This window comes from Pedobacter sp. KBW06, from assembly GCF_003852525.1.
Lineage (GTDB): Bacteria > Bacteroidota > Bacteroidia > Sphingobacteriales > Sphingobacteriaceae > Pedobacter.
In genome coordinates this window covers 573,052-598,190 of the sequence record NZ_QAJL01000005.1, presented here as the reverse complement: position 1 = coordinate 598,190, position 25,139 = coordinate 573,052, and the positions used below count along the sequence as shown (strand labels likewise).

The following is a 25,139-nucleotide window of genomic DNA, read 5'->3' as shown; positions in this document are numbered from 1 at the left end:
TCACCAGTTACTACGTTTATGTCAGGTCAGCAGGCCTGCAATGGAACAATCGCTGGGAATAAATATATCTGCGATGCAAGTTGAACCTTCTTATAAGGTTCAACTTGAGGACGCCCTTGTCAACTTCTGGCTTCCAAAAACGAAAATACATTCCAAGCGGTATCAATGGTATACGAACTGGGAGATTATAGACAAAGCCGCCAATGTGGCTATCGGCGGAATCGGGTTTGTGGGCCATGCCAATGAAAACGGAATCGTAGAAATGGGCTATATGATAGACCAGCAGCAGCAAAGAAAGGGTTATGCTACAGAGGCCATCCGCTCGATGGTTGACTGGGCTTTTCAGGATCAAATCGTGGAAGCGGTGATTGCAAAGACTGCTCCCGGAAACTTTCCATCACAAAAAGTGTTACTTAAAAATGGCTTTGTACAGATTGCCGGAACAGCAGAGTTACTTGCTTTCAAAAAGAAACGGAGATAATGAAACCATATTTTTACTACTTTTAAGGAATGCTTGAAGCGATATTCAGTTGGGTGTTTGAAACCTGGTATAATGCTTTTCTGGCATTATTAGTCTTTTTTAATGTGTTGTACTGGTCTGTAACGGGGATCGGAATTTTGGTATTCCGGTACCTTGTCCGTAAAAGAGACTTAAAAAAAGTAGCCAACCATCACCTTTACACCGGACAAGTGAAAAAGGAAATAGCGCAAAGCATGCTTTCTATTTTCGTTTTCAGTCTGCAGGGCATACTCATCCAGCAGGGAATCAGCCAGGGTTGGTTTCAGATCAGCTACGAACTTAACTGGTGGCTGCTGCCTCAAATCATTGTTTTATTCTTTTGGAATGAAATCCATTTCTACTTTTGCCATGCCTTATTGCATACCCGCCTGATGATGCGGTATGTACATAAAGTACACCATCAATCTAAAGAGCCGACTGTTTTTTCTACTTTCAGTTTTCATTGGATAGAAGCCTTTTTACTGGGCTCCGTGATTGCTTTTCCGCTGCTCATTTTTCCTTTTCAGATATTGGCGATCCTATCTTTGCCAGTGATGAGCCTGATCATTAACCTGCTGGGGCATTGCAACTATGATTTTTTTAGTCAGCATGCTCCTGAACACCTATTGAAATTTTCCTATCGCCATAGCATGCACCATCAGAAAGGAAAAGGCAACCTGGGTTTCTTATTGCCCTGGCTGGATAAAATTTTTAACACTGCTGTAAAAAACATTTCATGAATAAAGTATACATCACCTCCACGGGGAGCTTCCTCCCGAACGAACCGGTAGGCAACGAAGAGATGGAAGATTTTCTGGGTAAAATCAATAAGGTACATTCCCGTACGAAAGACATATTTTTAAGGAAAAACGGAATTAAAAACCGTCATTATGCCCTGGATACCGATCAGAATACCACACATAAAGCCTATGAAATGGCGGCTTTGGCAGTCAAAGATTGTATAGAGCGAAGCCAGCTCGATGCTGCAAAAGTAGAAATGTTGAGTGCGGCAACCACGCAGAGTGATCTGCCTGTACCTGGTTTCGCAAGTATGGTTCATGCGGAAAGCGGGATTGGCAGATGTGGCCTTGCTTCACACCAGAGCGTCTGTGCAGCAGGAATGATGGCCATCCAGAATGCTTACCTTCAGGTGAAATCAGAGACTGTCCGCAATGCCCTTTGTTGTGCCGCCGAACTGCCCAGCAGAATGTTCAAATCCAAACGGTTTGAAGGTCAGCAGGCTTTTGCTGTTGAAGGCGCAACGTTGCCTCTGGAAACAGATTTTCTTCGCTGGATGCTGAGCGACGGAGCAGGAGCAATGCTGCTGCAGGACGAGCCTGGTGATGCACTGGCATTGGAAATAGAATGGATAGACCTGAAATCTTATGCGCATGCCTATGAGGTCTGCATGTATACCGGAACGAATAAAGAAAGTGATGGCAGCGTATCAAAAACCTGGCTCGATTACGACACCATCAGTGAAGCTAACTTTGCCGGTGCACTGAACCTGAAACAGGACATGCAGCAGGTCGACAATATTGTTAAACTCGGGATACAGCGTTTCTTTGAACTCATCGATGAGGGAAGGTTCAGTCCGGAGGATATCGATCGCCTGGTATGTCATTATTCTTCCCATCATTTTAAACCTCAAATTGTAGAACTTCTGAAAAACGGAGGCGTAGAGATTCCGGCAGAAAAGTGGTTTAGCAATTTATATACCGTAGGAAATATAGGTTCCGCTTCCATCTTTGTCATGCTGGATGAGCTTATGAAAAGTGGCACACTTAAAGCCGGACAAAAAATCTTGTGTATGGTACCTGAAAGCGGAAGGTTTATTACCGGATACATGATGCTGACGGTCCGGGAAGGCACCTCAGGCAGTGCATCCGGCTATACCGAAGAAATAGCAGCGATCAAAGCACCCGAGATCAGGGTGCAGGAGAAACCGGTACAGGAATGGCTCGTGCGGCAACTTACGGGTGTCTGGTTTGATTTTGAAAGGGGGTTACAACAGGTTCCGGTTGTTAAAAAGATCTTTAAAGGAAGCTTAACCCTGGAAGAATACAAACGGTTGCTGGTGAACCTGCGTCAGCAGGTGATCGATGGCTCGCAATGGATTGCCCGCGCGGCCTCCAATGTCAGTATGGACTATTTTCCGGTGCGCTCTGCCTTTATCAGACATTCTTCCGATGAACACCGGGACTACCAGATACTCGAGAAAAACTACATCAATTGCGGAGGAAGAGAAGAAGAAATCCTGACAGGCATTAAAAATATCGGAAGTGAGGCCCTCAGTGCCTTTATGTTCCACAGGGCGAGTCAACCCAATCCCTTTGACCTTTTGGGCGGTATGTTTATCATTGAAGGGCTGGGGAACAGGGTTTCCGGAAAATGGGGCAGGGCCATTCAGCAACAGCTGAACCTGGACAAGGACCAGGTCTCCTTTTTCATTTACCATGAATCAAGCGACAGTAATGACAACCATTTCGAACGGTTCGAGCAAGCCATACAGTCTGAACTCCTGACCCAACAAATGGCAGAAAAAATCGTTAAAACAGCAAAAGTAGTGGCCAGGTTATATACCATGCAACTGGAAGAACTCGATAATTTTTAAAGCAACGCAACCCTATGTTACACAAAAGAGAACATTACGAAAAGATGGTGAATGAGCCCAGGAATCCGAGCCATTGGCATGCTTTATATCTGGATAAAAGTGTCCCTTTTAATCCTGATGCCAAAGCCGCCTTTCTCTATGATTCCTCCTCTAAGAGCCGCCAGTTTTTATATCCGGTTGCAAAGGTTTTCGCAAGGCTTTCCATTGTATTGATGCAGCTTTTCAAAATTATCGTACCCAACCTGATCAATGCCCCAAAATTGCTCCATAGATGTCTTTATCTGGGCATGAAGTATTTCATTACTCCGGAAGCGAACTTTGTCATCCTTCGTCATTTTTATCTGGGCTCAGAAATCCTGCGCTTCATTAAAGACAATGTAGATGGCGCTCAGGAAATTCCCATGAACCCTTTAAAACCCTTGTCAGTCAATGAGGTGAAAGACAACTTATTTCTGGAGCATGACCTTAATCTTTATAATTTTATCATTAACCTGAACACGGCAATAGCTGAGAAAGGCCTGAAGATTGTAAAAAAGGAACACCCGGACTTTAGCGCCATTTCTACAGGGGAAATCCCATTTGAGGACTTTAGAGATGGATGGACGAATTTCATAGACCTTGGTACCGCGATAGAGCTTTTCACTCCGGTTTATCAGTTCTACCTTACAGACAACGACTTCTGGAGGGCAACAAATTCCCTGCAGCTGGATGAAGTGATCGGCATTTATGCCAGCACGATTATGGATTGTCCGGAAAAACTAACGGCACTGAATAATAAACACCCCATGATTCCACTTCCTACCGCCGGTGCAGCCTTCAGGTTATTGCTGCATGGTTTCTCTACCGAGGTATTACATGCGATGCTGGTTCAGGGAAAGCTGGAGCTGGAGCGATGAAAATAACGTTTTCTAAAGTCTTGTCAGGCCTGGCTATTTTGCTGATCCTCGTTCTAATCAGACCGGTAGGTTTTATCCTGTATACCTATTTAAACGATAAAGAAGGCCAAAGTAAGGTTCAGGCAGGGGCTAGTCAGGATGCCAGTCGTCTGAATAAAACCAGGATCGACACCATCGTTAAAGTGATGCCGGGAATTGCCCGCGCAACCCAACAAATTTCTGCGTTAATCAGACAGGCGAAGGAAGAGGGAAAGAAGATCTCTATTGCCGGCGCACAACACTCCATGGGTGGGCACAGCATTTACCCCGATGGGATCGTTCTGGATATGAAAACCTTTCATGAAATGGAGCTGGATAGCAGTAAGCAAATTTTAAGGGTAGGTGCAGGGGCATTGTGGTCTGAGGTGATCCCATATCTTGACCGTTATGGAAAATCAGTTTCGGTGATGCAGTCGAATAATTCCTTTTCAGTAGGTGGATCAATCGGGGTAAATTGCCATGGCTGGCAATGCAATGCCCCTCCGATTTCGTCTACTGTTGTTTCTTTTCATTTGATGAACGCGGAAGGAGCGGTCCTGAATTGCAGCAGAACGGAAAATGCAGCCTTATTTTCCCTGGTTTTGGGGGGCTATGGTCTGTTTGGCGTAATACTGGATGTGAATTTGAAGGTCGTAGACAACAAAAACTATACGGTTCATCATTACCAGATTCGCAGTGAGGATTATCTGAAGGAGTTTCAGCAGCTGGTAAAAGGTGACGGAAAGGTTGAAATGGCTTATGGAAGGATCAATGTCAATCCCGATCATTTTATGGAGGAAGCGATTCTTTCTACTTACACCATTGATCCGGAGCAACCAGAGCAGCTGGTCAGCGGCAACAATTATTCCTCTTTGAGAAGGGCCGTATTTCGTGGCTCGGCGAATAGCAGCTATGGGAAAAACCTGCGTTGGAAAATGGAAAAGATGAGCGGATCAGTGATCAGCGGTAGAAAGTTTTCACGTAACCGTTTGCTAAATGAGGGGGTAGAGGTATTCCAGAATACTGATCCAGACCATACCGATATCCTACATGAATACTTTATTCCGGGAGCGGCTGTGGCTTCGTTTATCAAAGCACTCAAAAATGTCATCCCCAGCCATCAGGTTGACCTGTTAAATATTACCGTCCGGAATGTGATGAAAGATGAGGATACTTATCTGGCTTATGCCAATGAAGAAGTCTTCGGTTTTGTCATGCTTTTCAATCAAAAGAAAGGTGCTCAGCAGGAAAAGGAAATGAAGGAACTTACCCAAAAACTGATAGATATCGCCATTTCACTGAAAGGGACTTATTATTTGCCCTATCGCCTGCATGCCACAAAAGAACAGTTGAACCAGGCTTATCCCGCCGCGGAATCTTTCTTTTTATTAAAGAAAAAGTACGATCCGGGTTTGCTGTTCAGGAACCAGTTTTACGAGGTTTATGGAAGATAATGAATCCTTTTGCTTAACAAAAAATACTTGTTCAGTTTTCGGTTGTATAGCCGGATGGCTTGCTGTTACTTTGTGTTAAAGAAATTTTAAATATCATGAAGATGGAACTGAATCTTGAGGAGACTTATTACCAGGCGATTCTGGCCAAAGACAGTGCTTACGAAGGGACCTTTATTACCGCCGTAAAAACGACCGGTATCTTTTGTCGTCCTACCTGCAGGGCGCGAAAACCAAAAAGAGAAAATGTCACCTTCTTCAAAAACACAAAGGACGCCATTTTGAGCGGATACAGGCCCTGTAAAGTTTGCAATCCTCTGGAAAGACTTGATGAAACCCCGGAGTTCATCAAAACCCTTTTAAATGAACTTGCTGCAGATCCATCGATAAAGTTTAAGGATTGGGACCTCCGCCAAAGAGGGATTCAGCCCAGCCAGATCCGCCGCTGGTTTCTCAAAAATCACGGAATGACATTCCAGGCCTACCAAAGAGCATTCCGGATCAATTCGGCCTTCAAAAAAATACAACAGGGAGAACCGGTAACCAGTGTTGCTTTCGATTCCGGATTTGAATCGCTCAGCGGTTTTGGGGACTCCTTTAAAGCCATTTTTGGCAGTTCTCCCAGGAACAGTAAACATAGTGCGATCATCGACCTCACACGCCTGGAAACTCCACTGGGGACCATGTTTGCCTGTGCTACAGCAGAAGGCATCTGCCTGTTGGAGTTTTCCGACCGCAAAATGCTGGAGACGGAGCTAAAGGCCATTGCCAAATACCTGAACGCGACGATACTGCAGGGAGAGAACAGGCATTTCGATAGTTTGAGGACACAGTTGACAGAATATTTTGAAGGCAAGAGAACCGATTTCTCCTTACAGATACATCCTCTGGGAACAGACTTTCAGCAGGCGGTATGGACTGCCTTACAGGAAATCCCCTATGGAACAACCTCGACCTATCGCCGCCAGGCCGCCAGGTTAAACCGTACAGAAGCGGTAAGAGCAGTTGGAAATGCAAATGGAATGAATAGAATCTCAATTTTAATCCCCTGTCATAGGGTAGTCGGTACAGATGGCAGTTTAACGGGATATGGAGGTGGTTTATGGAGAAAAAAATGGCTGCTGGAACACGAACAAAAGCATCTTACCACAAAATAATGATAACTTGCATTGTCAAACGGACCTCTTGTATATTATTGAAAATTCAGGAACAACATCAGTTATCACATGTACCGATTACCTTCAGATCTTTTGAAAAATGAACTCCCTGAGCAGGGCGTAGTTGTTATCGATTACCATACCGAACAATCTTCCGTTAAAAATAAGATCATTTTAAATAAAAATGCCTTTAGTTTCCTGATCGAGGGAAATAAAGAAATCTATTATGGAAAACAACATGATCAGCTGACTGACAACCAGTTCCTGATACTTTCTGAAGGAAACTGTTTAATGACAGAGACCATGACGGTACAAAACAGCTATCGCAGTTTATTGTTATTCTTCGATGTTCATGTGCTGGAAAAGTTCATCAGGCTCAACCGGCTGGTGATTTCAAAGTCAGGCCCGGCGCCATACCTTGTTCTGGAATATGATGAATACCTTCGCTCATTTGTAAAATCACTGCTCAGCAACAGGACCATATCCTCTGCGTTTTTACCGAATTTCCTGGAAACAAAGCTGTTTGAGCTGCTTTATTACCTGATCAGTAAACTGGGAACGTCCTTCCTCTATTCCTTTATGCTCCCTCATTCAGGGAATCAACACCAGTTTAGAGAAATCATAGAAAACAACAGCCTGAAAAAGCTCTCCGTTGAAGAGCTTGCTTTTTTAAGCAACATGAGCCTGTCGACTTTTAAACGACAGTTCAAAGAGGCTTACCATACTTCTCCAGCCAAATGGTTCCTGAAACAGCGTTTACAGTTTGCGGCCGTTTTACTCTCACAAAAAAACAAGCGCCCCATAGAAATTTATGAAGAGTTGGGTTTTGAAAGCCTATCCAGCTTTATTCATTCTTTCAAAACCGAGTATGGAACCACGCCCCGTCAATTTCAACCTTGATTTGAGCTTTTAGCGATACTTTTTGAACTTCAGTCAATTCCATTCTGGCATTGCCGGCTACTATTTTTGTATAAATTTTAATTGTATGAAAAGAATATCACTAATGATTGCAGTTCTGTTCCTGTTGTCCTGGACTGCAGGGGCCCAAACTTTTACCTTAAGCAGTAAGGACCTTGGAGGTCAGGGTACTAAAAAGCAGGAGTTCAACGGATTCGGATGTGATGGCGAAAATGTCTCGCCGGAATTGTCCTGGACGAATGCACCATCCGGAACAAAAAGCTTTGCGGTAACCGTTTATGATCCTGATGCGCCTACCGGTAGCGGATTTTGGCACTGGCTTGTGTTTAACATTCCGGTGAGTGAACAGAAACTGGTTACGGGAGCGGGTAGCCTCGATGGTAAGTTATTGCCGGCTGGTGCAATTCAGAGCATCACAGATTATGGTATTAAAGGATTTGGCGGACCTTGTCCGCCGCTAAATCATGGCCCACATCGGTACCTGTTTACGGTTTACGCCTTAAAAACAGATAAACTCGCAGTCAATGCAGATACCAATGCAGCAGTAGTAGGCTTTAATTTATGGGCCAATACGATTGAAAAGGCTTCGGTGATGATGTATTACGAACGAAAAAAGTAAGCAGACATCCCATCACCGGCGGAGAAAATCTGTTATCGGTTCTCCGCCGGTGTATTAAAATGTTTTATTGATTTCAAAAAAAAAATTGCGCCGGCTTGAAAGTTGGTAAAACGGTTTAAGAACTTCATGAACTGTGCTTCTGCAGATATGGCTTTTCTACAATCAGCTTAAAGTAAGTAGGTTAACTTAATTTGTTGGTTATTTTTGATAATATTCTTTATTTTTGGGTATTAATTAAATTTTTAGATAAAACTTTTGTTAATTTTCGCGCTCTTATGAATACTATTTTGGAACAGCATACCATGTTTAAGATCTTAGAAATGGCAGAGCTATCTGTCGGGGATAGACTTATCAATTTAGGAGAAATACTTGAAATAGACGAGTCAGACTACAACTATTCTCTCGTAATCGCAAGGATGGGGCAACGACAGGTCTGGACCTTTCATAAAGAATCCGCACTTTTCGTAGAATAGTTAAACACTTCGTTATTCCTGATCTAATGCACTTGCTTTCTGCTCAGGAAGAAGGCCAGAAGTGTTAATGAAATGAGTACCAGGTAGCTCATTCCAAGACTGCCTTGTCCTTCAGCCGGAATCGTGTATACGATTCCATAACTCAGAATTGAAGTGATCACATAGATCGAGCCTCCTGTTACCCCGCTGGCGATACCGGCATTTTTCGGAAACAGACTTAAGCAATAGGAAAAGTAATTGTTAAAGATAAAACCTGCAATGAAATGGATGATAAAAGCAAATGTCATCATCGTAGTCAGGTTCGAATAGAAAGCAGGGCTGATGATCATCAGGACTACAATTGCCAGTTGAGCGATGATGGCAATCATCATCTTTTTGAAAAATGGCCGGTTAAGCGTTGCCTTTCCCAGAAATCCCCCCAGCAACAAAGCGACACCCAGAACCAGTGCGCAGTATCCCGTGGTGATGGCCGGCAGCTTAAAGGTATGTTCAATGATGAACGGCCCGCTCATTCCATAAACCATAAATACGGAATTCGCTAAACCCAGCACCAGGAGGCCCAGGCTAAAGCTCGTTGTTTTCAGCATCGATCCGTATACTTTGACAATCGACCTGAAATGAAAAGTCTGAAAGCTGCTCAGGGACTCGCCGCCAAAACAAAGTTCCAGCAGTACCATGATCAGGGCAAAGGCCCCTAAAAGGTAAAAATTAGATTCCCATCCGAATGCAGTTTGCAGATATCCCCCAAAGAAAGGGGCAATAATCGGAGCGGCAGACCATACAATGGAAAACAAACTGGTATAGTGCTTCAGGCGTTCGCCGGAGAAGATGTCGACAAAATAAGCTCTTTTTCCTACGACTATAGTGGCTACCGTAAGGCCATGAACCATCCTCATCAGGTAGATCAGGTATATGCTTTCTGAGCGGGCAATGGTAAAGCTGGCAATACTGAACAACAGCAAGGCGGCGATTGTGAGCTTATACCGGCCAAAGCTGTCTAACAAACTGCCAACGAAGAGCTGTGAAAGACCGTAACTGACCAGAAAGAAAACGATGGTCAGCTGCACTTCTGCATTGGTTGCCTGCAGGTGACTGGCCATTGCCGGTAAGGATGGCAGATAAATGTCCGTTGCCAGTCCTGAAAGTGGGATCAGTATAAAGGCCAGTAAAGTACCTATACCGCTCTGATTTTGCTCTATGATTCTCATTGCAGTGCAAAGGTAGATCCTATCCTTGTCTACTGCTAGCAGAATACAAAGGAATAATTACAAAAATCAAAGATTCGGTTCTAACTAATTGTGGTTCTTAAAAACAGTAGGACTAAGACCTGTATTCTTTTTAAAGTAATTGTTAAAATGCGCAGGGTAATCGAATCCCAGGCAATAGCCGATCTCTGCCACATCCCAGTCGGTATGCTTCAACAGACTTTTTGCTTCAGCGATAATCCTGTTGCTGATCATTTGTGTGGTCGTTTTTCCGGTATGGGACTTGATCACATAATTGAGGTGGTTGACATGGATGTTCAAATGACTGGCAAACTCCGATGCACTTTTCAGCTTCAGTGGATTTTCCGGTGAATCCACGGGAAACTGACGCTCCAGGAGCTCCAGAAACATAGGTGTGATCCTGTCCGAAGCGCCTTGTGGAACAACCGGGGCCTGAATGGCATTCAGCTTGATCCCTTCATGGATGATGAGTTTTAAAATGCTCCTGATGACCTCAAATTTGTATTCATAGTCGCTTTTCAGCTCATTTACCAGTTGGGTAAAGTAAGCATTGACACGTTCATATTCCGCAGTATTCAGGAAATAAAAGGGTTCCATTAAAGGGTTGAAAAGGGGGCAGCTTCTTTCCAGGCCCTTCTTCATTTCCGGAGAAACAAAAGAATCGTTAAACAGGCAGTAATACCCCGTTTGCTTCCTGGATACCGACTCCCAGGAATAGGGGACCGTTGGATTGGAGAAGACCAGGGCCGGGCGGTCTATCTCGATGATCCTGTTGGCCACATGAAGTTTTCCCTTCCCTTTAGTCAGGCAGATTTTATAGTGATCCCTCCGGTTATAGGGGGTGATTTTACCGGAATAACTTCTCTCTTTAACATTGAAATGACTGGGCTGACCTGCAGGATTTAGCAATTCGGAGGGCACGGCCTGGTTTGTTCTCTTGTAAAACTGGTCAATTGTTTCAATGGAATTCATGTTCGATGGATTGAATATTTCAAAGAATAAAGATAAATTATTCTTCGGGATATCGCAATGTCGCGTATGGCCCCTCATATTGTCGTGTTTACACAGCTATAGTTTTCCTGTCTGCGTTTAGCTTTGTAAGCCAACCCCGAAATACGAAGTTATGAGTACAAACATGTTTGTTAATCTGCCAGTCAGAAATCTGGAAAAGGCCATTGACTTTTTTACCAAACTGGGTTTCAAATTTAACGATGAGTTTACCGACGAGAAAGCAACCTGTATGGTTGTTGCAGATAATATTTTTGTCATGCTGCTGGTAAAAGAGTTCTTTCAGACTTTCATCAGCAAAGAAATTGTAGATGCAAATTACAGTACGGAGGTCATCATCACCTTATCTGCGGCAAGCAGGGAAAGTGTCGATGAAATGGTCAGGAGAGCAGTACAAGCGGGCGCAACGACGCCGAATGGCAAACAGGATGATGGCTGGATGTATGGCCATGGCTTTCAGGACCTGGATGGACACCTCTGGGCATTCATGTGTATCGATGAACGTATCTTAAGGCAAACGGACTAAATTGTTACAATTTTCCAAATTGATTCCTCTTGTTTTATATTAACTTAACCGCACTATTTTCTAATCTATTGGTTAACGTAATTAAAGAACAATGAATCTCAAACGTATCTGGTCCGCTGTAGTTTTGCTAATGCTGGCTTATTTATCCCCGGCCAGCGCACAGGATATCCCCAGTCCGAAATCACATTTTGGTTTTAATATCGGCGACAACTATAAACTGGCCAATTATTCTCAGGCAGAAGCCTATATCCTAAAACTGGCACAGCTCTCTAATCGGGTAATTATCAGTCAAATCGGGTTTACCGAAGAAAAGAGGAAACAATACATCATGGTGATTACTTCTCCGGAAAATAGGAGAAGAATTAACCGGTATAAAGAGATTTCCCAGAAACTGGCCAGGGCAGAAGGGCTTACTGACGAAGAGGCTAAAAAGCTTTCTCTGGAAGGAAAACCCGTCGTTTGGATTGACGGGGGATTACATGCTACCGAAATGGTGGCCACCCAGCAACTGATAGAGCTCTATTACAAGCTGTTGAGTGCCAATGATGCGGAAACCATGCGGATCCTGGATAATGTGATCATCATTTTATCACTGGTTAACCCCGACGGACAGGAGCTGGTCGCGAACTGGTACATGCAGGAACCGGATACGGCTAAAAGAAACATGAATATTCCCCGTTTGTATCAGAAATATATCGGACATGATAACAACAGGGATTTCTACATGATGAACATGAAGGAAAGCACCAGTATTGCTATGGCACAATACATTGAATTTATGCCTCAGATCATTTATAATCACCACCAGAGCGCACCTGCGGGAGCAGTGGTGGCTGGCCCTCCATACCGTGATCCTTTCAATTATGTATATGACCCTTTACTCATTACCGGAATTGATGGGGTAGCCGCTTCGATGATCAACCGGCTGAACGCAGAGAACAAACCCGGATATACCCGTTTGAGCGGATCTGTTTATTCTACCTGGTGGAACGGAGGATTAAGAACGACACCATATTTTCACAATATGATTGGAATTCTGACCGAAATCACCGGAAGTCCAAGTCCTTCAGAAATTCCTCTGGTACCGGAAAGGTTAATTCCCAACAACGCCACACCAAATCCGGTGAAGCCTCAGAAATGGAATTTCAGACAGTCTATAGACTATTCTCTTTCGCTGAGTTACGGAGTTCTGGACTATGCCAGCCGGCAAGGCGATCAGCTCTTGTACAATATCTATCTGATGGGTAGAAATGCCATTCAAAAAGGCAATCAGGACAACTGGACCTTAACCCCGAAACACATCACAGCGATCAGTGCTGCTTTTGAAAAAGATAAAAAAGAAGGGTTATTGAAAAAAGACAGCGCAGGAAAGGTGTCTAATGAGATCCCTATGAAATACTATGATGCGGTGTATAAAAATCCTGCATTGAGAGATGCAAGGGGGTACATCGTTCCCTCAAATCAGGCGGACTTTAATACAGCGGTAAAATTCATCAATGCCCTGATCAAATCCGGAATTCAGGTGCAGCGGGCCCGTGCTGATTTTAAAGTAGCAGACAAATCATATCCGGCCGGCTCTTATATCGTAAAAACGAATCAGGCCTTCCGTCCGCATCTGATAGATATGTTTGAGCCACAGGATCATCCCAATGATTTCCAGTATCCTGGTGGCCCGCCGGTACGTCCCTATGATGCTGCAGGCTGGACATTGGCTTTCCAGATGGGCGTTAAATTTGACCGCATTCTGGATGGTTTTGATGGCCCTTTTGACAAGATCAGATACGGAGAGCTCCAGGCAGTGCCGGGACACAGGATACTTGGAGGAAAGGAATTTTTGCTAAGTTCTGCAAAAAACATTTCCTTCCTTGTCGTCAATGATTTACTAAAGGAGGGGATTGAAGTCTCCAGGCTGACAAAAGCAGAAGGCGATATGCCGGAAGGCTCTTTCTACGTTCCTGAAAAGGGAATAAATGTCCTGATCAGATCAGCTGCTTACCTCGGATCAGATGCGATAGCAATAGACCATAAACCTACAGAAATGGTTAAAATTGCTCCCGTACGCATCGCATTATTTGACCAGTATGGCGGCTCTATGCCTTCTGGTTGGGTAAGGTGGATTTTAGAGCAATTCCATTTTCCGTTCCAGGTGATTTATCCTCAGGACATCGATAATGGAATGCTCAATGCCAAATACGATAAGATCCTGTTTATCAGCGGAGGAATACCGGCAGTTGGCCAGAAAACCGTTGCAGGAAGAGGAAACAAAGGTCCAAAACCGGAAGATATCCCTGAAGCTTTCCGTCCATGGCTGGGGAGCATCACGCCTGAAAAATCCATCCCTCAGCTAAGAGAATTCCTGGATAAAGGAGGAGATATCGTAACAATAGGAAGCAGCACAAATTTGGCTTACCACCTTGGTTTACCGGTACAAAATGCGCTTACAGAAACCAAAGCAGATGGAAAGGAAATCCCATTGTCGGCAGATAAGTTCTATATCCCGGGAAGTCTGCTGAAAGCAACAGTTGCCAGAGGCCAGCGTGCCAACTGGGGAATGCCGGAAGAAGTAGATATGGTATTTAACAACAGTCCTGTATTTAAACTTGGAAAAGAAGCGGAGGCAGAAGGCATAAAACCTTTAGCCTGGTTCGGTAAAGAGGATGCGTTGAGAAGTGGCTGGGCCTGGGGACAGTCATACCTTAAAGATGGGGTAGTGGCCTTTGTCGCACCTGTAGGTAAGGGAAAACTCTATGCCTTTGGTACAGAGATTACTTTCCGTGCTCAGGCCCATAGTACGTTCAAAATGCTCTTTAATGAGTTGTACGGGCATAAGTAACGATTCCGCTATACATCACCGGCCATCCTTTTAGATTCCCCATTTTTGTGGGATCAGATGCTTCCAGGTTCCTGAAAACGGGGCCGGAAGCAGAAATCAAAATTTAACGAATGAAACTGACCAACAATTACTACCCAATGAAAAGAACCCTGTTGAGTTTTCTCCTGATGGGAGGACTGAGCACTTATGTTTACGCCCAGGAAAACCTGACCTATCAGTTACCACCTCAAAGCATTGTAGATCTGGTAGATGCCCCTGGCAGTCCAACTGTACAGTTTAATAAAAACGGCAGCCTGATGTTGCTGTTACAGGCACCTGGCTATGCCTCTATAGAACAGGTAGCACAACCCGTGATCGGACTCGCAGGCATCAGAATCAATCCTGCCAATAACTCCACCGAAGGAGAACTTTCGGGCGTATATAATGGATTGACCATAAAAGACCTGAAAACAGGCAAAGAAAATAAATTGACTGGCCTTCCTGACAAAATGAAAATGACAAACATCAGCTGGAATGCAGATGGAAGTCTTTTTGCTTTTACCAACAACAGTCCCAATGGTGTAGAATTGTGGCTTGCAGACTTAAAGGAGTTTAAGGCAACAAGGCTTTCCAATGGCTATCTTAATGATGCTTATGGTACAACTTTACAATGGCATCCTGACGGAAAACATATCCTTGCACAGTTTATCCTTCCGGAACGCGGAATTAAACCCGCAGAAAACATCGTTCCTACAGGTCCGGTGGTACAGGAAAATCTGGGGGTAGTGACACCTTCCAGAACTTATCAGAACCTGCTGAAGAACACTTACGATCAAAGTTTAATGGAGTATTACCTGACTTCACAACTGCAATCTGTGGACCTGAGCGGGAATGTGGTTAAAATCGGGACTCCTGCCATTTACCGCAAAGCAGCTTATTCGCCCGACGGGCAGTACCTGTTGGTGCAGACGATAGAGAAACCTTATTCTTACCTGGTTCCCATTTATTATTTCCCTTTTCAAACCACAGTACTGGACGCGTCAGGAAAACTGGTTAAACAATTGTACAATGCCCCTCTGGCAGAAAAGCTGCCTACAGGCTTTGATGCAGTGGCAATGGGACCACGCAGCTATGAATGGAGAAGCGATGCTGCAGCAACTTTGGTATGGACAGAAGCGCAGGACAAAGGAGATCCCAACCTTAAGTCTGAACTACGTGACGTACTTTATGCCCTGAAAGCACCATTCAATGCAGCACCGGTAAAGCTGTTTTCTATGGCTTTAAGGTATAGTGATGTGGTTTGGGGCAACCAAAACTATGCACTGGTAAAGGAGCAATGGAGAAAAGATCGCAAAGAAAAAATGACTTTAATCAACCCGGAAACCGGTAAAGTGATTAAGGAAATTGCCAACCGGTCTTCTGAAGATACCTATAGCGATCCCGGAGATTTTATCTATGGTAAAGGACCGTATGCTGCGAAAGTATTGTTGTTCGACAAAGGAACACCAGGAGTGGTATTTACCAAAGGAGCAGGAGCATCGTCCTTAGGCGACCGCCCTTTTATCCTGAAATGGAACCTGCTTTCCAATAAACAGGATACTTTGTTTAAATCAAAATCCCCTTATTATGAGGAGCCGGTTTTCTTTAACAATACCGGAAAAGTTTACATTTCCAGAGAATCTACAGAAGAGACACCAAACATCTTTGCAATTGACCTGAAAAGTAAATCTGAGCAGGCACTGACCAGCTTTGTAGATCCTTATCCAAGCCTGAAAGGCGTACAGAAAACCTTACTTTCTTATCCGCGTAAGGACGGCATCAAATTGTCGGCTACTTTATACCTGCCAAAAGATTATAAAAAAGAAAACGGACCATTGCCGGTATTGATCTGGGCTTACCCAAGAGAATTTAAAAGTCTGGCAGCAGCTGGCCAGGTAAAAGGATCACCTTACCGCTTTACAAGACTGGCATTCCGTTCCCCGGTGTTCTGGGTAACCAGAGGCTATGCGGTATTAGATCAGGCAGATATGCCGATTGTAGGTGAAGGCAAAGAAGAACCTAATGATACTTTCCTGAAACAAATCGAAGACAATGCAACAGCACTGATTAACTACGTGGTAGATATGGGTGTGGCCGACAGGGGTCGAATTGCAGTAGGAGGGCACTCCTATGGCGCATTTATGACCGCCAACTTACTGGCGCATACCAAACTTTTTGCTGCAGGTATTGCCAGAAGCGGTGCTTACAACCGGACCTTAACGCCATTTGGTTTCCAGGGTGAAGCACGAACGTACTGGCAGGCAATGGATGTATACAATAAAATGTCGCCGTTCAACTATGCAGATAAGATCAAAACACCATTATTAATGACCCATGGTATTGACGATGAGAATTCAGGTACATTTCCGATCCAGAGTGAGCGCTTGTATAGTGCGATCAAAGGGCATGGTGGCACCGTGAGACTGGTATTGTTACCCAAAGAATTCCATGGTTACAGGAGCAGGGAGTCTATTCTTCATACTTTCTGGGAACAGGATCAATGGTTAGAGAAATACGTAAAGAATAAAAAATAAGCGGAGAAAGGGTGTCAAATTTGACACCCTTTCTTTTTATCTCAAAATGGTGAGCGGCCCTGTAATTGGCTTTCTTCCGTTGTTAGGATCTATAACGTAATAATAAGTTCCCACCGGCACATCTACGCCATGGTATTTTCCATCCCAGCTCTTCATTTGAGCGGCCCGGGAACTAAACACCTTTTCTCCGTAACGATTATAGACATTCACTGTAGCTCCAGGGTAGCTGCTGATGTATTTGATATTCCAAAGGTCATTGATATTGTCACCGTTAGGAGTGAAGGCATTAGGGATTTCCGGATTTCTAAGGACTTGTATCAAGACCTGATCAGAAGCACTGCAACCCTGATCGGTAGTAACAGTTAATGTATAAGTGATGTTGCTGCCTGGACTAGCAATCGGATTTGAAATATCATCTCTGTCTAACGAGGTCGGGGGCGTCCATTTATAATGCAGATTTGAGCCCGTTGCATTGGCCTTGAGTTGTATTTGTCCATCCTGAAGTATGGTTTCATCATTTCCCGCATCTACTGTCGGCTTAGGATAAACTGTAATTGTTTGTGTTTTGACGGAAGAGGAGCAACCATTATCTGCCGTAAAAAGATAGCTGACGACATGGGTCCCCGGACCGGCAACAGCAGGATTAAAAAGGCCTTGCCTGCTGACTCCCGGACCGGAGTATTTTTCTGTACCTGCCAGGAGTCCCCATATTTCCTTTCCCTGGGTTAGCCGAAAGGCCGGACTTTCTTCGCAGACAGGGGAGAGCGGGCCGAAATCAACTTCCGGTACTGCCAGTATATTAAGGTTCATTTGTTGTTCATCTACACAGGAAATTCCGGAATAGACCAGCATTCTGACAATTACAGGCTTAATGGCCGGACTATGAAACATAGGGTATCGGTGTTTGTACTGACGTGCTACCGCAGTCCTGCTTTCCGGATGTTCGTCAACCTCTGCAACAGCAGGTTCGTTGCCATAGTCGTAGTACCATTCAATCCTGGTGATCTCTCCGAAATTTACAGTTGCCTTGTCTTCAAAAATGATTTCATCTCCGCTGCAAACCTTGTTGTTCTGAACTGTAAATACTGCTTTTGGAACGCTTCCGTTGACCCTGAAGTTTTTTTGAATGCTAAGCGGACATTCTCCGTTTTTTCTCACCGTTAGAGAAACCATATAATTTCCTGTTTGCGAATAGGCATGACTGCCATCTTTCATCGTAGAAATGTTTGGGTTTAAAGGGCTGGAATTGGCGGCATCGCCAAAATCCCATAAATAGGTCAGTTGATTTGAGCTGGTATCGCTTATGGTAGTTTGATCTTTGAAAATAGCGATACCATCGTTTAAACAAAAGTCTGGGGTAATGAAATCAGGAGCAGGTAGAGGATTTTGAACGTTGAGGAATACCGTATTGCTGATAAAGGCCTGGCTACAACCTAAATGAAAAGTTACGCGGCGGTAATAAACAGAACTGTTGAGCAGACCAGGATCGTAATCTTTTGAAATTGCTCCGGGAATATCTAAAAAGATGACATTATCCCGGGATTGCTGCCATTGATAGGAAAAAGTCTGAGTTCCTCCAGAGGGCAGCTCTCCTGTCAGTTTATCCGGATTGCCACTGGCACAAAATATATGTTGTTCAGGAGCATGGATCTGGTTGTTTTGGAGAACAACTGCTGTCACTTTAAGATCTTCGGCTGCAGCGGCCGGATCATTTCCATTGTAGTTTGATCCAGGAACAACTCCTCCAGCTTCATAATCCGTAAGATACCCATCAAAGGAGTTGAGCAAGGGGCTGATTCTCCTGTCGGGGTTATCCATTGTTCTGGTAGGATCAAGATAACTGATGATTGCACTGGAATGATAGGTTCCGGGAAGGATAGCACAGTCTATTTTTCCGGTAACCGTAATGCTGACCGTATCACCGGGAGGGATATTAAAATCTCCGAAGCGCAACTGATTTTGAGTAGTGCCGGTATTCTTTAAAATTGCTGGTCCTCTGGCATCACCTGAATACGTTACTTCTGCCGAAACAAAAGAAAGGCCAATAGGAATTATATGATGCAGCTGAACACCACCCGCATTTCCTGCAACAGCATTATTGGTCGTCTTAATTTGATAAGTCACCAGACTTCCAGGATACTGTGGTGTTACTGGATTGAGCAGGGAGATGGTGGTTGATAGTTCCGGAAAACAGCTGGGAAGATTATCCAGGGGATAACGGACCGCATTTCCATCCTGCCCGTCCCGTGCAAGCAGGTCCGGGTTGTTGGGATCAAGTGTATTTCCAGCTTTACCTTTACTCACATCAATATCCAGAGGTGCATCGGGCATGAAACAGAAAACCTGCCCGCCACCACCACCACCGCCAGCCCCCACTATTAAATTATTATAAACTTCATAACCCATTGTTGTGCCGCCTTTTCCTCCTTTTGCATTTATCGTTAAAGGCATGGAAAGATCGGGATGCTTTACCCTAAGCAGAATCGTTCCTCCGGCACCAGCACCTCCGTTACCGGCGATCGAGTCCCTTAAATTTGTATGATCAATTGGGGTGCCACGACCGTTTGAAAGTATTGTGCCTTTACCTTTAATGTAATTGACATTCATCAGAATTATTCCGCCACCAGACTTTCCCAGATCTTTTCCACTACCTAAACCAACGCGATTGATACCACCAAAAATACTCGCAAAACTACTGCCACCACCACCACCGCCCATGATTAAACGGCTGGGGTCTGGTGTTGCGCGCTGATATACAGCAGAGCCAGGCCGGCCTCCATTGGGATACGGTCTGGGGGCATAAGAAATAAAGTAAGTAATGCCATGTGCTCCGGCTCCTCCAGCACCTCCATTCCCACCACCGCCACCACCAGCAATAAAATCGTTTCCACCACCGCCGGCATTTCCGGGTGCGCCTTTTGCAGTTGAACCTAAAGGAAGTCCATAATAACCATCAGGAGGGAAAATGCTGTTTACCCTGAAAAAATTATCCCAAACATATTTTGGAGTTCCCGCAATGCCTTCTCCTTTGCCTGCCTGGAACTCTGGGACGGGTGGTGCTAAATAGAGTTGTCGATTGACATATCTGGAAGTGGGTAAAATATCTCCGGACCTAAACCCCGCTGATGAGGCATCAATAGTGTAACCGCTAAAACCTAATGTACCACTTACATCAAAGGCAAGGACACCACCGGCATCGCCATTAAAAGGAGCAGCTTTAATGTGGTTTTCCAAAACAAGATTTGAATATTGTGGTACCCTGATCACCTGAAATGTTCTTTTTCCACGAGTTGCCGTCGGAGCGGCATTAATATAGGTATTTACAGTACCAAAACCTGTTCCGGCGGCCTTGAATGTCAGATACCCTCCGGTTAAAGGTACATAACTTGTTGAAGTGACATATTCAAATTTACCCGTATTTTCAAGAGAGGTAAAACCCGTTCCACCCAGGAAATCCGGTCCGGAGGTAGAACTGTTTGCCCCATAAAACACATCATTGGTGTAATTTATGGTGGCATCCTGCATTTGAATCAGTAACAGCAGATCTCCCGGCGAAATAGGAATTGTTCCATAGTGATTGCCCAGGCTGTCTATTCCTGGTACTTGGGCAAGCTGTAATGTTTTTGTTCCGGGCAGCAAAACCACACTTCCCTGAGGAGGGTAGTAGGTATTCACTATCCCGGAACGATTAGTAGTTCCATCTATTCCCGGAGTACCACATATTTGTGCATTTACGGAATGAAACCAGCAAAATATGACCAGAAGGCAACTTATTTTTCCTGTTTTGTATGATAAAATCATTTCACTAGCGGCGGATTATTTAAATACGGCTAACGAATCTAAATAGTTGACATCTATTACACAACTAATTGATTAACAAATATTTGACATAATATTTAACATATTTAATAAACGAATAATAAATTCTCAATGTGGTCACTTTTATGCCAATTGATAAATAACTAAGGTCGCATAGTTACATGATCAGGTAGGCCAGGAGTCCCCTGATTTGAGGCGCTGCCGACTGCATCTGTTATGTTTTGTATTAAGGTGCTGGAAAATGGAGTCAAAGGGATCTCTGTTGTATCATTCAGATAAACCGCGCAGACAACACCACCATTACTGCAAGCCAAAGGAATACCGGGGGTCATGCTCCTGTAATTTGTAGGAACCAGATAATCTCCACTTCCCATATATGCATAATAACCTGCCATATTATTCAATGCTTTTGTAAATCAAAAAGCAATAAAAACTTTAATTTTCCGCCTACTCTGTTTAGGGTTTTCTGCTTCGCCCGAATTCATTTTGATTAACTTGTTCCGTAGCTGCCGTTTTTTTAGCAGGGAAACACCTCTTTTTAAGTTTTTTCGATTAATGAAACAATCAGGATTTAGCACCCGCATCTTAAATACACGAATTTCTTTGCTCCGAGGGGTTGATTCACCCTTTGTATTAATGCCCTGGTGATGTAACCCGAAACGTTAGCACTTATGGAACCGGGAGTTGCCCCTGTTTCTCCAAGAAGATAGATTGCACAAATGGTGGAGCCATTTAAACAAAGCGGTTTAACTGTGATCCGGGAATAACTGCTGGGAGAAATGGGATTTCCTGTACCGATATAGGTATACCAACTATTTGCCATAAGAAACATGCTTTTATACATCAAAAAACAAGAAAAACTTTGATTTTCCGCTTACTCTGTTCCGGGTTTTCAGCTTGTCCCTGGAAGGCTTTATCTTCCAGCATCAATTTAGGGATTTTCTTTTGGAGCTGGCAGGGCCAGGTGTCTCAAAAAATATAGTTATGACAGCTATGGCTGAAAATATAGGTTAAAAAATACCAGATACAATAGTTGTATTTTTTAATATAAGACCTCAGCACGTTTTTACTGGATTGCGGAAAGCTAATTTTGATCAGCAGATGGGCGCACAAATATCACATTCTCCGGATTTCTGTGAATTTCCTTCATTCCAAACTTTTCGCAATACAGGCCAAACCGCCTCGACAGTGCGGCATTGTCGTTGTGCTCTATACAGAGGCAGTCACAACCTACCTCATTTAAATCAATTTCGAGTACGGTTCCTTTTCTACCGTTAAAGTATTTTAAGACTGCTTCCGTTTCATTATTCTGGGATTTATACTTCATGACGCAATCGTATTTGGTATTTTATGCCGACTAATTTACGGAAGCAGGTATAGGAATAACAGGGTCAAAAGTCCCTAAATCAAGAAGTGGATAGCTGCTTTTTCTTTGTCTTAAAATCATGTCGCCCTGAAATCGCTAAAAATAAGACCGCAATAATTGCAGTCCCAAACCTCAGCAAATTGCCAATCCATCCCATTGCCGCAGCATCAGAAACGGTGAATACCAGCCAGGCCGCATTCAATGAAGCATGAAGTACAAATCCGCTCCATATGGTATAACGGTCCAGCATATTTACAATCGCAAAGGCGATACTGCCAAAAAATGTAATGAAGAAAATCTGAAGGGCGATGCCGGTACCTCCGCCATTACCCCACCAATGAACCGCAGCAAATGCAATTGCCTGCAATACCATCGCGGGAGCTAAAGACCAGCCCAAAGCTTTTCGTGTAAAGATGAAGCCAAAACTGCGAAAGACAAACTCCTCTGCCAGCGGGAACAATAACGTCAGTAAAACAATGCTTTTGACATCCAGGTCCTTTGCCGGAGTTCCCAGCAGGAATAACCCAATCCAACAGGGGATGGTAGCCATCAGCACAAGAAGAGGCCCTTTAAACCCATTCCATTGAAGTCCCAATACTTCTGCAATTTTCAGCTCAGACCTGCGGAGAAGCAATACAGCAACCATCAGTACGACTAAAACTGACAATAAATTATCTAAAATACTTCCGCCAAATGGAAAAGGGAAGCCCGGAATCTTTAGCCCGGCCCATTTTGAAATATCACGGATCTCCAGCGCGCAAAAAAGCGTAATTACGACAAGTATAAAGGAAAGATAAAGGTGTTTGTTTTCGGCTCTTTTCATCTTTGATATTTTTAACCCCTAATTCAACAGCTGAATTACTGGTTTTTAATAGGATGATAGAATCCTGCAAATGGTTGCATTGAAAAACGAATTTCATTTTGTCAATTTTCCATGCAATAGAAAAAGGGGAGCGCCAGGCTCCCCATGAAGGCAATTTAAGTTAAACCTGTTCGCAGACTGCTGCAGGCAGTTTCAGGTCTTTCATTTTTTCTTTCCTTGCCCTGGATTTTTCGGGCAAGGTGATAAAGCTCAGGCCAAGCGTTACCGCGAGCAGCAGAATACTCATCCAAACAATCTGATGAATTCCATAGTGTGCGATCACAAAGCCACCCAGGAAGGCGCCCAGTGAGATCCCGATATTGTAACAGGAAGTCAACAGGCTGTTCACAAATTCCAATGCACTGTGTGGCACAGCCTGAGTGGTACGTATGTTAGGCACCAAAAAACCACCGGTATGGATCAGTCCCCAAAAGGATATAATGATCACCATCGGGGTGAAAATCCCTCCGAAATAGTAGGCCAAAGCCTGGGTAGAGATCAAAAGAATAAAAAAGAACCTGGTGGCCAGTTTTACATTTTTACTTAAGGCGATGCCTGCCAGCCAGTTGCCTATGATGCCCATGCCACCGAACAACAAGAGCATCATACTGATCTGAACGCCATTCATATGGGAGATTTTCTCAAGATAACCGGCAAGGTAACTATAGCTCGAAAACATCGCAGCGAGGGTAAGAACGGTAGACAAAAGGTGAAGCCATAGCTGCGGATTTTTTAACACATACAACTGACTTCCTTCTCCTTTCTCCTGATTGGCCGGCATAGAAGGCACTAAAAATGATAAGCCCAAAAAGGCAATCAGACTGATAAAACTGGCCAGGAAAAAGGAGGCCTGCCAGCTGCTGAAAAATTCAACCGCATAAGTAGTTAAGGGCACACCCAGCACTGTAGCCAGACTGAGGCCGGTCATGACGATGGAAACGGCTTTTGCACCACCCTGTTTAAATGCGACCGCCAGAGAGATGTTCCAGAATAAGGGGTGTAAAAAGGCCGGTAAAATCCGGGCAATCATCAATACCGTAAAATTGGGCGCAAAGGCAGAAAGCAGGTTTGACAATATAAACACGGCCAATACCATACACAACAAAAACTTACGGTTAATTTTGGCGGTAAGGGCAGTGATAAAAGGAGAGGAGATGGCAACCGTAAGTGCAAAAGCGCTGAGCAGCCAGCCGGCGGTATCAATAGATACCTGAAATTCTCTACTGATCGTAGGTAGAATCCCGATGACGCCAAATTCGGTAGTGATGATACCAAAAGCACCAAGTGCCAAAATGTAAATTGATTTTTTCATCAGTATGTGTCTGTTTTTTTTGTGGTTTGTTCTTAAAATTCTATTTCACAAAAATGAACAGAATAATTCTATTATGTCAGTACATTTCAATGATAAAACAGTAGATTTGCCATATGATAAAAGAAAATATACACCGGCTTGTAGATGTATCCTATCGTAAAACGGAAGACTGTCCGGTAAAGGATTTACAGTTTTCATTTTTTCAAATGGTGTATGTGATCTCCGGATCAGGTTTCTTAAATATCAACAACAATAGAATTGTCTACTTCCCTGGCAGTCTGTTGCTGCTGACACCTAATGACCTCCATGACTTTGAGATTTCAAGCACCACGGAATTTTTGTTCGTAAAATTTACGGAACGCTATGTGAAAGAATACAATTGGAAAAGCATCAACTGTATAGAGTGTTTATTATACCATTCCTCGCATTTGTCGGGATGCATTTTGAGAAACAAGCCTGATGAGTTTCTGGTAAAGTCAATTGTGGATTCCCTTTTGCATACCATGAATCATAACGATGCCTACAACGAAGATTTAACCCTGCATTATGTAAACGCTTTAATCGTTATTGCGGCAAGAAACCTATCCAAGATGAGACCTGAACAAGCCAATGTAAATACGGATAAACGGGTATTGGCCATTATAGATTACATCCAGTCGAACATCTACGATCCGCAGCAGCTCAAAGCATCGGTGATCAGTGCGGAATTTGGCTTGTCTGAAACCTATCTGGGCAGCTATTTTAAAAAGCAATGCGGGGAATCCATTCAGTATTTCATTTCAAACTATAAAATGAGGCTAATAGAGCACCGTTTAAAGTTTAGCGACAGCCGGATCAATGAGATCGTGGAGGAGTTTGGTTTTGCGGACGAAAGCCATTTGAACAAATTTTTCAAAAAGCGCCACAACATCAGTTTAACGGAGTTCAGAAAATCAGGCCCCCTTTGTGCCATTAAATAACGTCTGAGTATTTCTGACGATAAAAAAAAAG

General features: G+C 43.8%; 19 protein-coding genes. 12 read left to right on the top strand and 7 right to left on the bottom strand.

What is annotated here, in order from left to right; genetic code table 11:
- The first annotated feature begins 73 nt into the window (after positions 1-73).
- The 8 genes from DBR43_RS28655 to DBR43_RS28620 all read left to right on the top strand — a co-directional run bounded on the left by DBR43_RS28655 (position 74) and on the right by DBR43_RS28620 (position 8,172).
- Positions 74-481 carry a GNAT family N-acetyltransferase gene (locus DBR43_RS28655; protein WP_158622622.1) on the top strand — a complete coding sequence of 136 codons (408 nt, stop codon included), beginning with the start codon at positions 74-76 and terminating at the stop codon, positions 479-481.
- 29 nt (positions 482-510) lie between these two features.
- The gene (locus DBR43_RS28650) at positions 511-1,239 is read left to right on the top strand and encodes a sterol desaturase family protein (RefSeq protein ID WP_124586752.1); all 729 of its coding nucleotides are present in this window, start codon (positions 511-513) and stop codon (positions 1,237-1,239) included.
- A complete protein-coding gene (locus DBR43_RS28645) occupies positions 1,236-3,113 on the top strand; it encodes a beta-ketoacyl-ACP synthase III (protein WP_124586751.1) in 1,878 nt (625 codons plus the stop codon). The genes DBR43_RS28650 and DBR43_RS28645 overlap by 4 nt, the downstream gene beginning before the upstream one ends.
- Positions 3,114-3,127: 14 nt before the next feature.
- The gene (locus tag DBR43_RS28640) at positions 3,128-4,009 is read left to right on the top strand and encodes a DUF6999 family protein (RefSeq protein ID WP_124586750.1); all 882 of its coding nucleotides are present in this window, start codon (positions 3,128-3,130) and stop codon (positions 4,007-4,009) included.
- A complete protein-coding gene (locus DBR43_RS28635) occupies positions 4,006-5,481 on the top strand; it encodes an FAD-binding oxidoreductase (RefSeq protein WP_124586749.1) in 1,476 nt (491 codons plus the stop codon). The genes DBR43_RS28640 and DBR43_RS28635 overlap by 4 nt, the downstream gene beginning before the upstream one ends.
- A 101-nt stretch (positions 5,482-5,582) precedes the next feature.
- Positions 5,583-6,635, top strand: coding sequence for a bifunctional transcriptional activator/DNA repair enzyme AdaA (locus DBR43_RS28630; protein WP_199757154.1), 1,053 nt, complete (start codon positions 5,583-5,585; stop codon positions 6,633-6,635).
- Between the two features lie 69 nt (positions 6,636-6,704).
- Positions 6,705-7,535 carry a helix-turn-helix transcriptional regulator gene (locus DBR43_RS28625; protein ID WP_124586748.1) on the top strand — a complete coding sequence of 277 codons (831 nt, stop codon included), beginning with the start codon at positions 6,705-6,707 and terminating at the stop codon, positions 7,533-7,535.
- Positions 7,536-7,620: 85 nt separating this feature from the next.
- The gene (locus tag DBR43_RS28620) at positions 7,621-8,172 is read left to right on the top strand and encodes a YbhB/YbcL family Raf kinase inhibitor-like protein (RefSeq protein WP_124586747.1); all 552 of its coding nucleotides are present in this window, start codon (positions 7,621-7,623) and stop codon (positions 8,170-8,172) included.
- Between the two features lie 496 nt (positions 8,173-8,668).
- Here DBR43_RS28620 and DBR43_RS28615 read toward each other — a convergent pair whose 3' ends face one another.
- Both DBR43_RS28615 and DBR43_RS28610 read right to left on the bottom strand, forming a co-directional pair.
- Complete coding sequence (locus tag DBR43_RS28615; RefSeq protein WP_124586746.1) at positions 8,669-9,853, bottom strand: MFS transporter; 1,185 nt, start codon at positions 9,851-9,853, stop codon at positions 8,669-8,671.
- A gap of 84 nt (positions 9,854-9,937) precedes the next feature.
- Complete coding sequence (locus DBR43_RS28610) at positions 9,938-10,843, bottom strand: helix-turn-helix domain-containing protein (protein WP_158622621.1); 906 nt, start codon at positions 10,841-10,843, stop codon at positions 9,938-9,940.
- A gap of 151 nt (positions 10,844-10,994) precedes the next feature.
- Between DBR43_RS28610 and DBR43_RS28605 the strand changes: the two genes are divergently transcribed.
- From DBR43_RS28605 to DBR43_RS28595, 3 genes are all read left to right on the top strand, one after another.
- Positions 10,995-11,405, top strand: coding sequence for a VOC family protein (locus tag DBR43_RS28605; RefSeq protein WP_124586744.1), 411 nt, complete (start codon positions 10,995-10,997; stop codon positions 11,403-11,405).
- 91 nt (positions 11,406-11,496) lie between these two features.
- Complete coding sequence (locus tag DBR43_RS28600) at positions 11,497-14,238, top strand: M14 metallopeptidase family protein (RefSeq protein ID WP_124586743.1); 2,742 nt, start codon at positions 11,497-11,499, stop codon at positions 14,236-14,238.
- A gap of 110 nt (positions 14,239-14,348) precedes the next feature.
- On the top strand, positions 14,349-16,790 hold the full coding sequence (locus tag DBR43_RS28595) for a S9 family peptidase (RefSeq protein WP_233603254.1): 2,442 nt from the start codon (positions 14,349-14,351) through the stop codon (positions 16,788-16,790).
- 36 nt (positions 16,791-16,826) lie between these two features.
- Here the strand turns inward: DBR43_RS28595 and DBR43_RS28590 are convergent, their stop codons facing one another.
- The 5 genes from DBR43_RS28590 to DBR43_RS28570 all read right to left on the bottom strand — a co-directional run bounded on the left by DBR43_RS28590 (position 16,827) and on the right by DBR43_RS28570 (position 24,149).
- Positions 16,827-20,591, bottom strand: a complete 3,765-nt coding sequence (locus DBR43_RS28590) for a gliding motility-associated C-terminal domain-containing protein (RefSeq protein ID WP_124586742.1) — start codon at positions 20,589-20,591, stop codon at positions 16,827-16,829.
- A 589-nt stretch (positions 20,592-21,180) separates the two neighbouring features.
- Positions 21,181-21,432 (bottom strand): hypothetical protein, encoded by a 252-nt coding sequence (locus tag DBR43_RS28585; RefSeq protein ID WP_124586741.1) that lies wholly within the window; start codon positions 21,430-21,432, stop codon positions 21,181-21,183.
- Positions 21,433-21,693: 261 nt separating this feature from the next.
- Entirely contained in the window at positions 21,694-21,936 is a 243-nt protein-coding gene (locus DBR43_RS28580; RefSeq protein WP_124586740.1) for a hypothetical protein, read from the bottom strand.
- Between the two features lie 79 nt (positions 21,937-22,015).
- Complete coding sequence (locus DBR43_RS28575) at positions 22,016-22,798, bottom strand: CPBP family intramembrane glutamic endopeptidase (RefSeq protein ID WP_124586739.1); 783 nt, start codon at positions 22,796-22,798, stop codon at positions 22,016-22,018.
- Between the two features lie 160 nt (positions 22,799-22,958).
- A complete protein-coding gene (locus DBR43_RS28570; RefSeq protein WP_124586738.1) occupies positions 22,959-24,149 on the bottom strand; it encodes an MFS transporter in 1,191 nt (396 codons plus the stop codon).
- Positions 24,150-24,262: 113 nt separating this feature from the next.
- On the opposite strand from DBR43_RS28570, the gene DBR43_RS28565 reads away from it, so the two are divergent.
- The gene (locus tag DBR43_RS28565) at positions 24,263-25,108 is read left to right on the top strand and encodes an AraC family transcriptional regulator (protein WP_199757153.1); all 846 of its coding nucleotides are present in this window, start codon (positions 24,263-24,265) and stop codon (positions 25,106-25,108) included.
- The last annotated feature ends 31 nt before the right edge of the window (positions 25,109-25,139 follow it).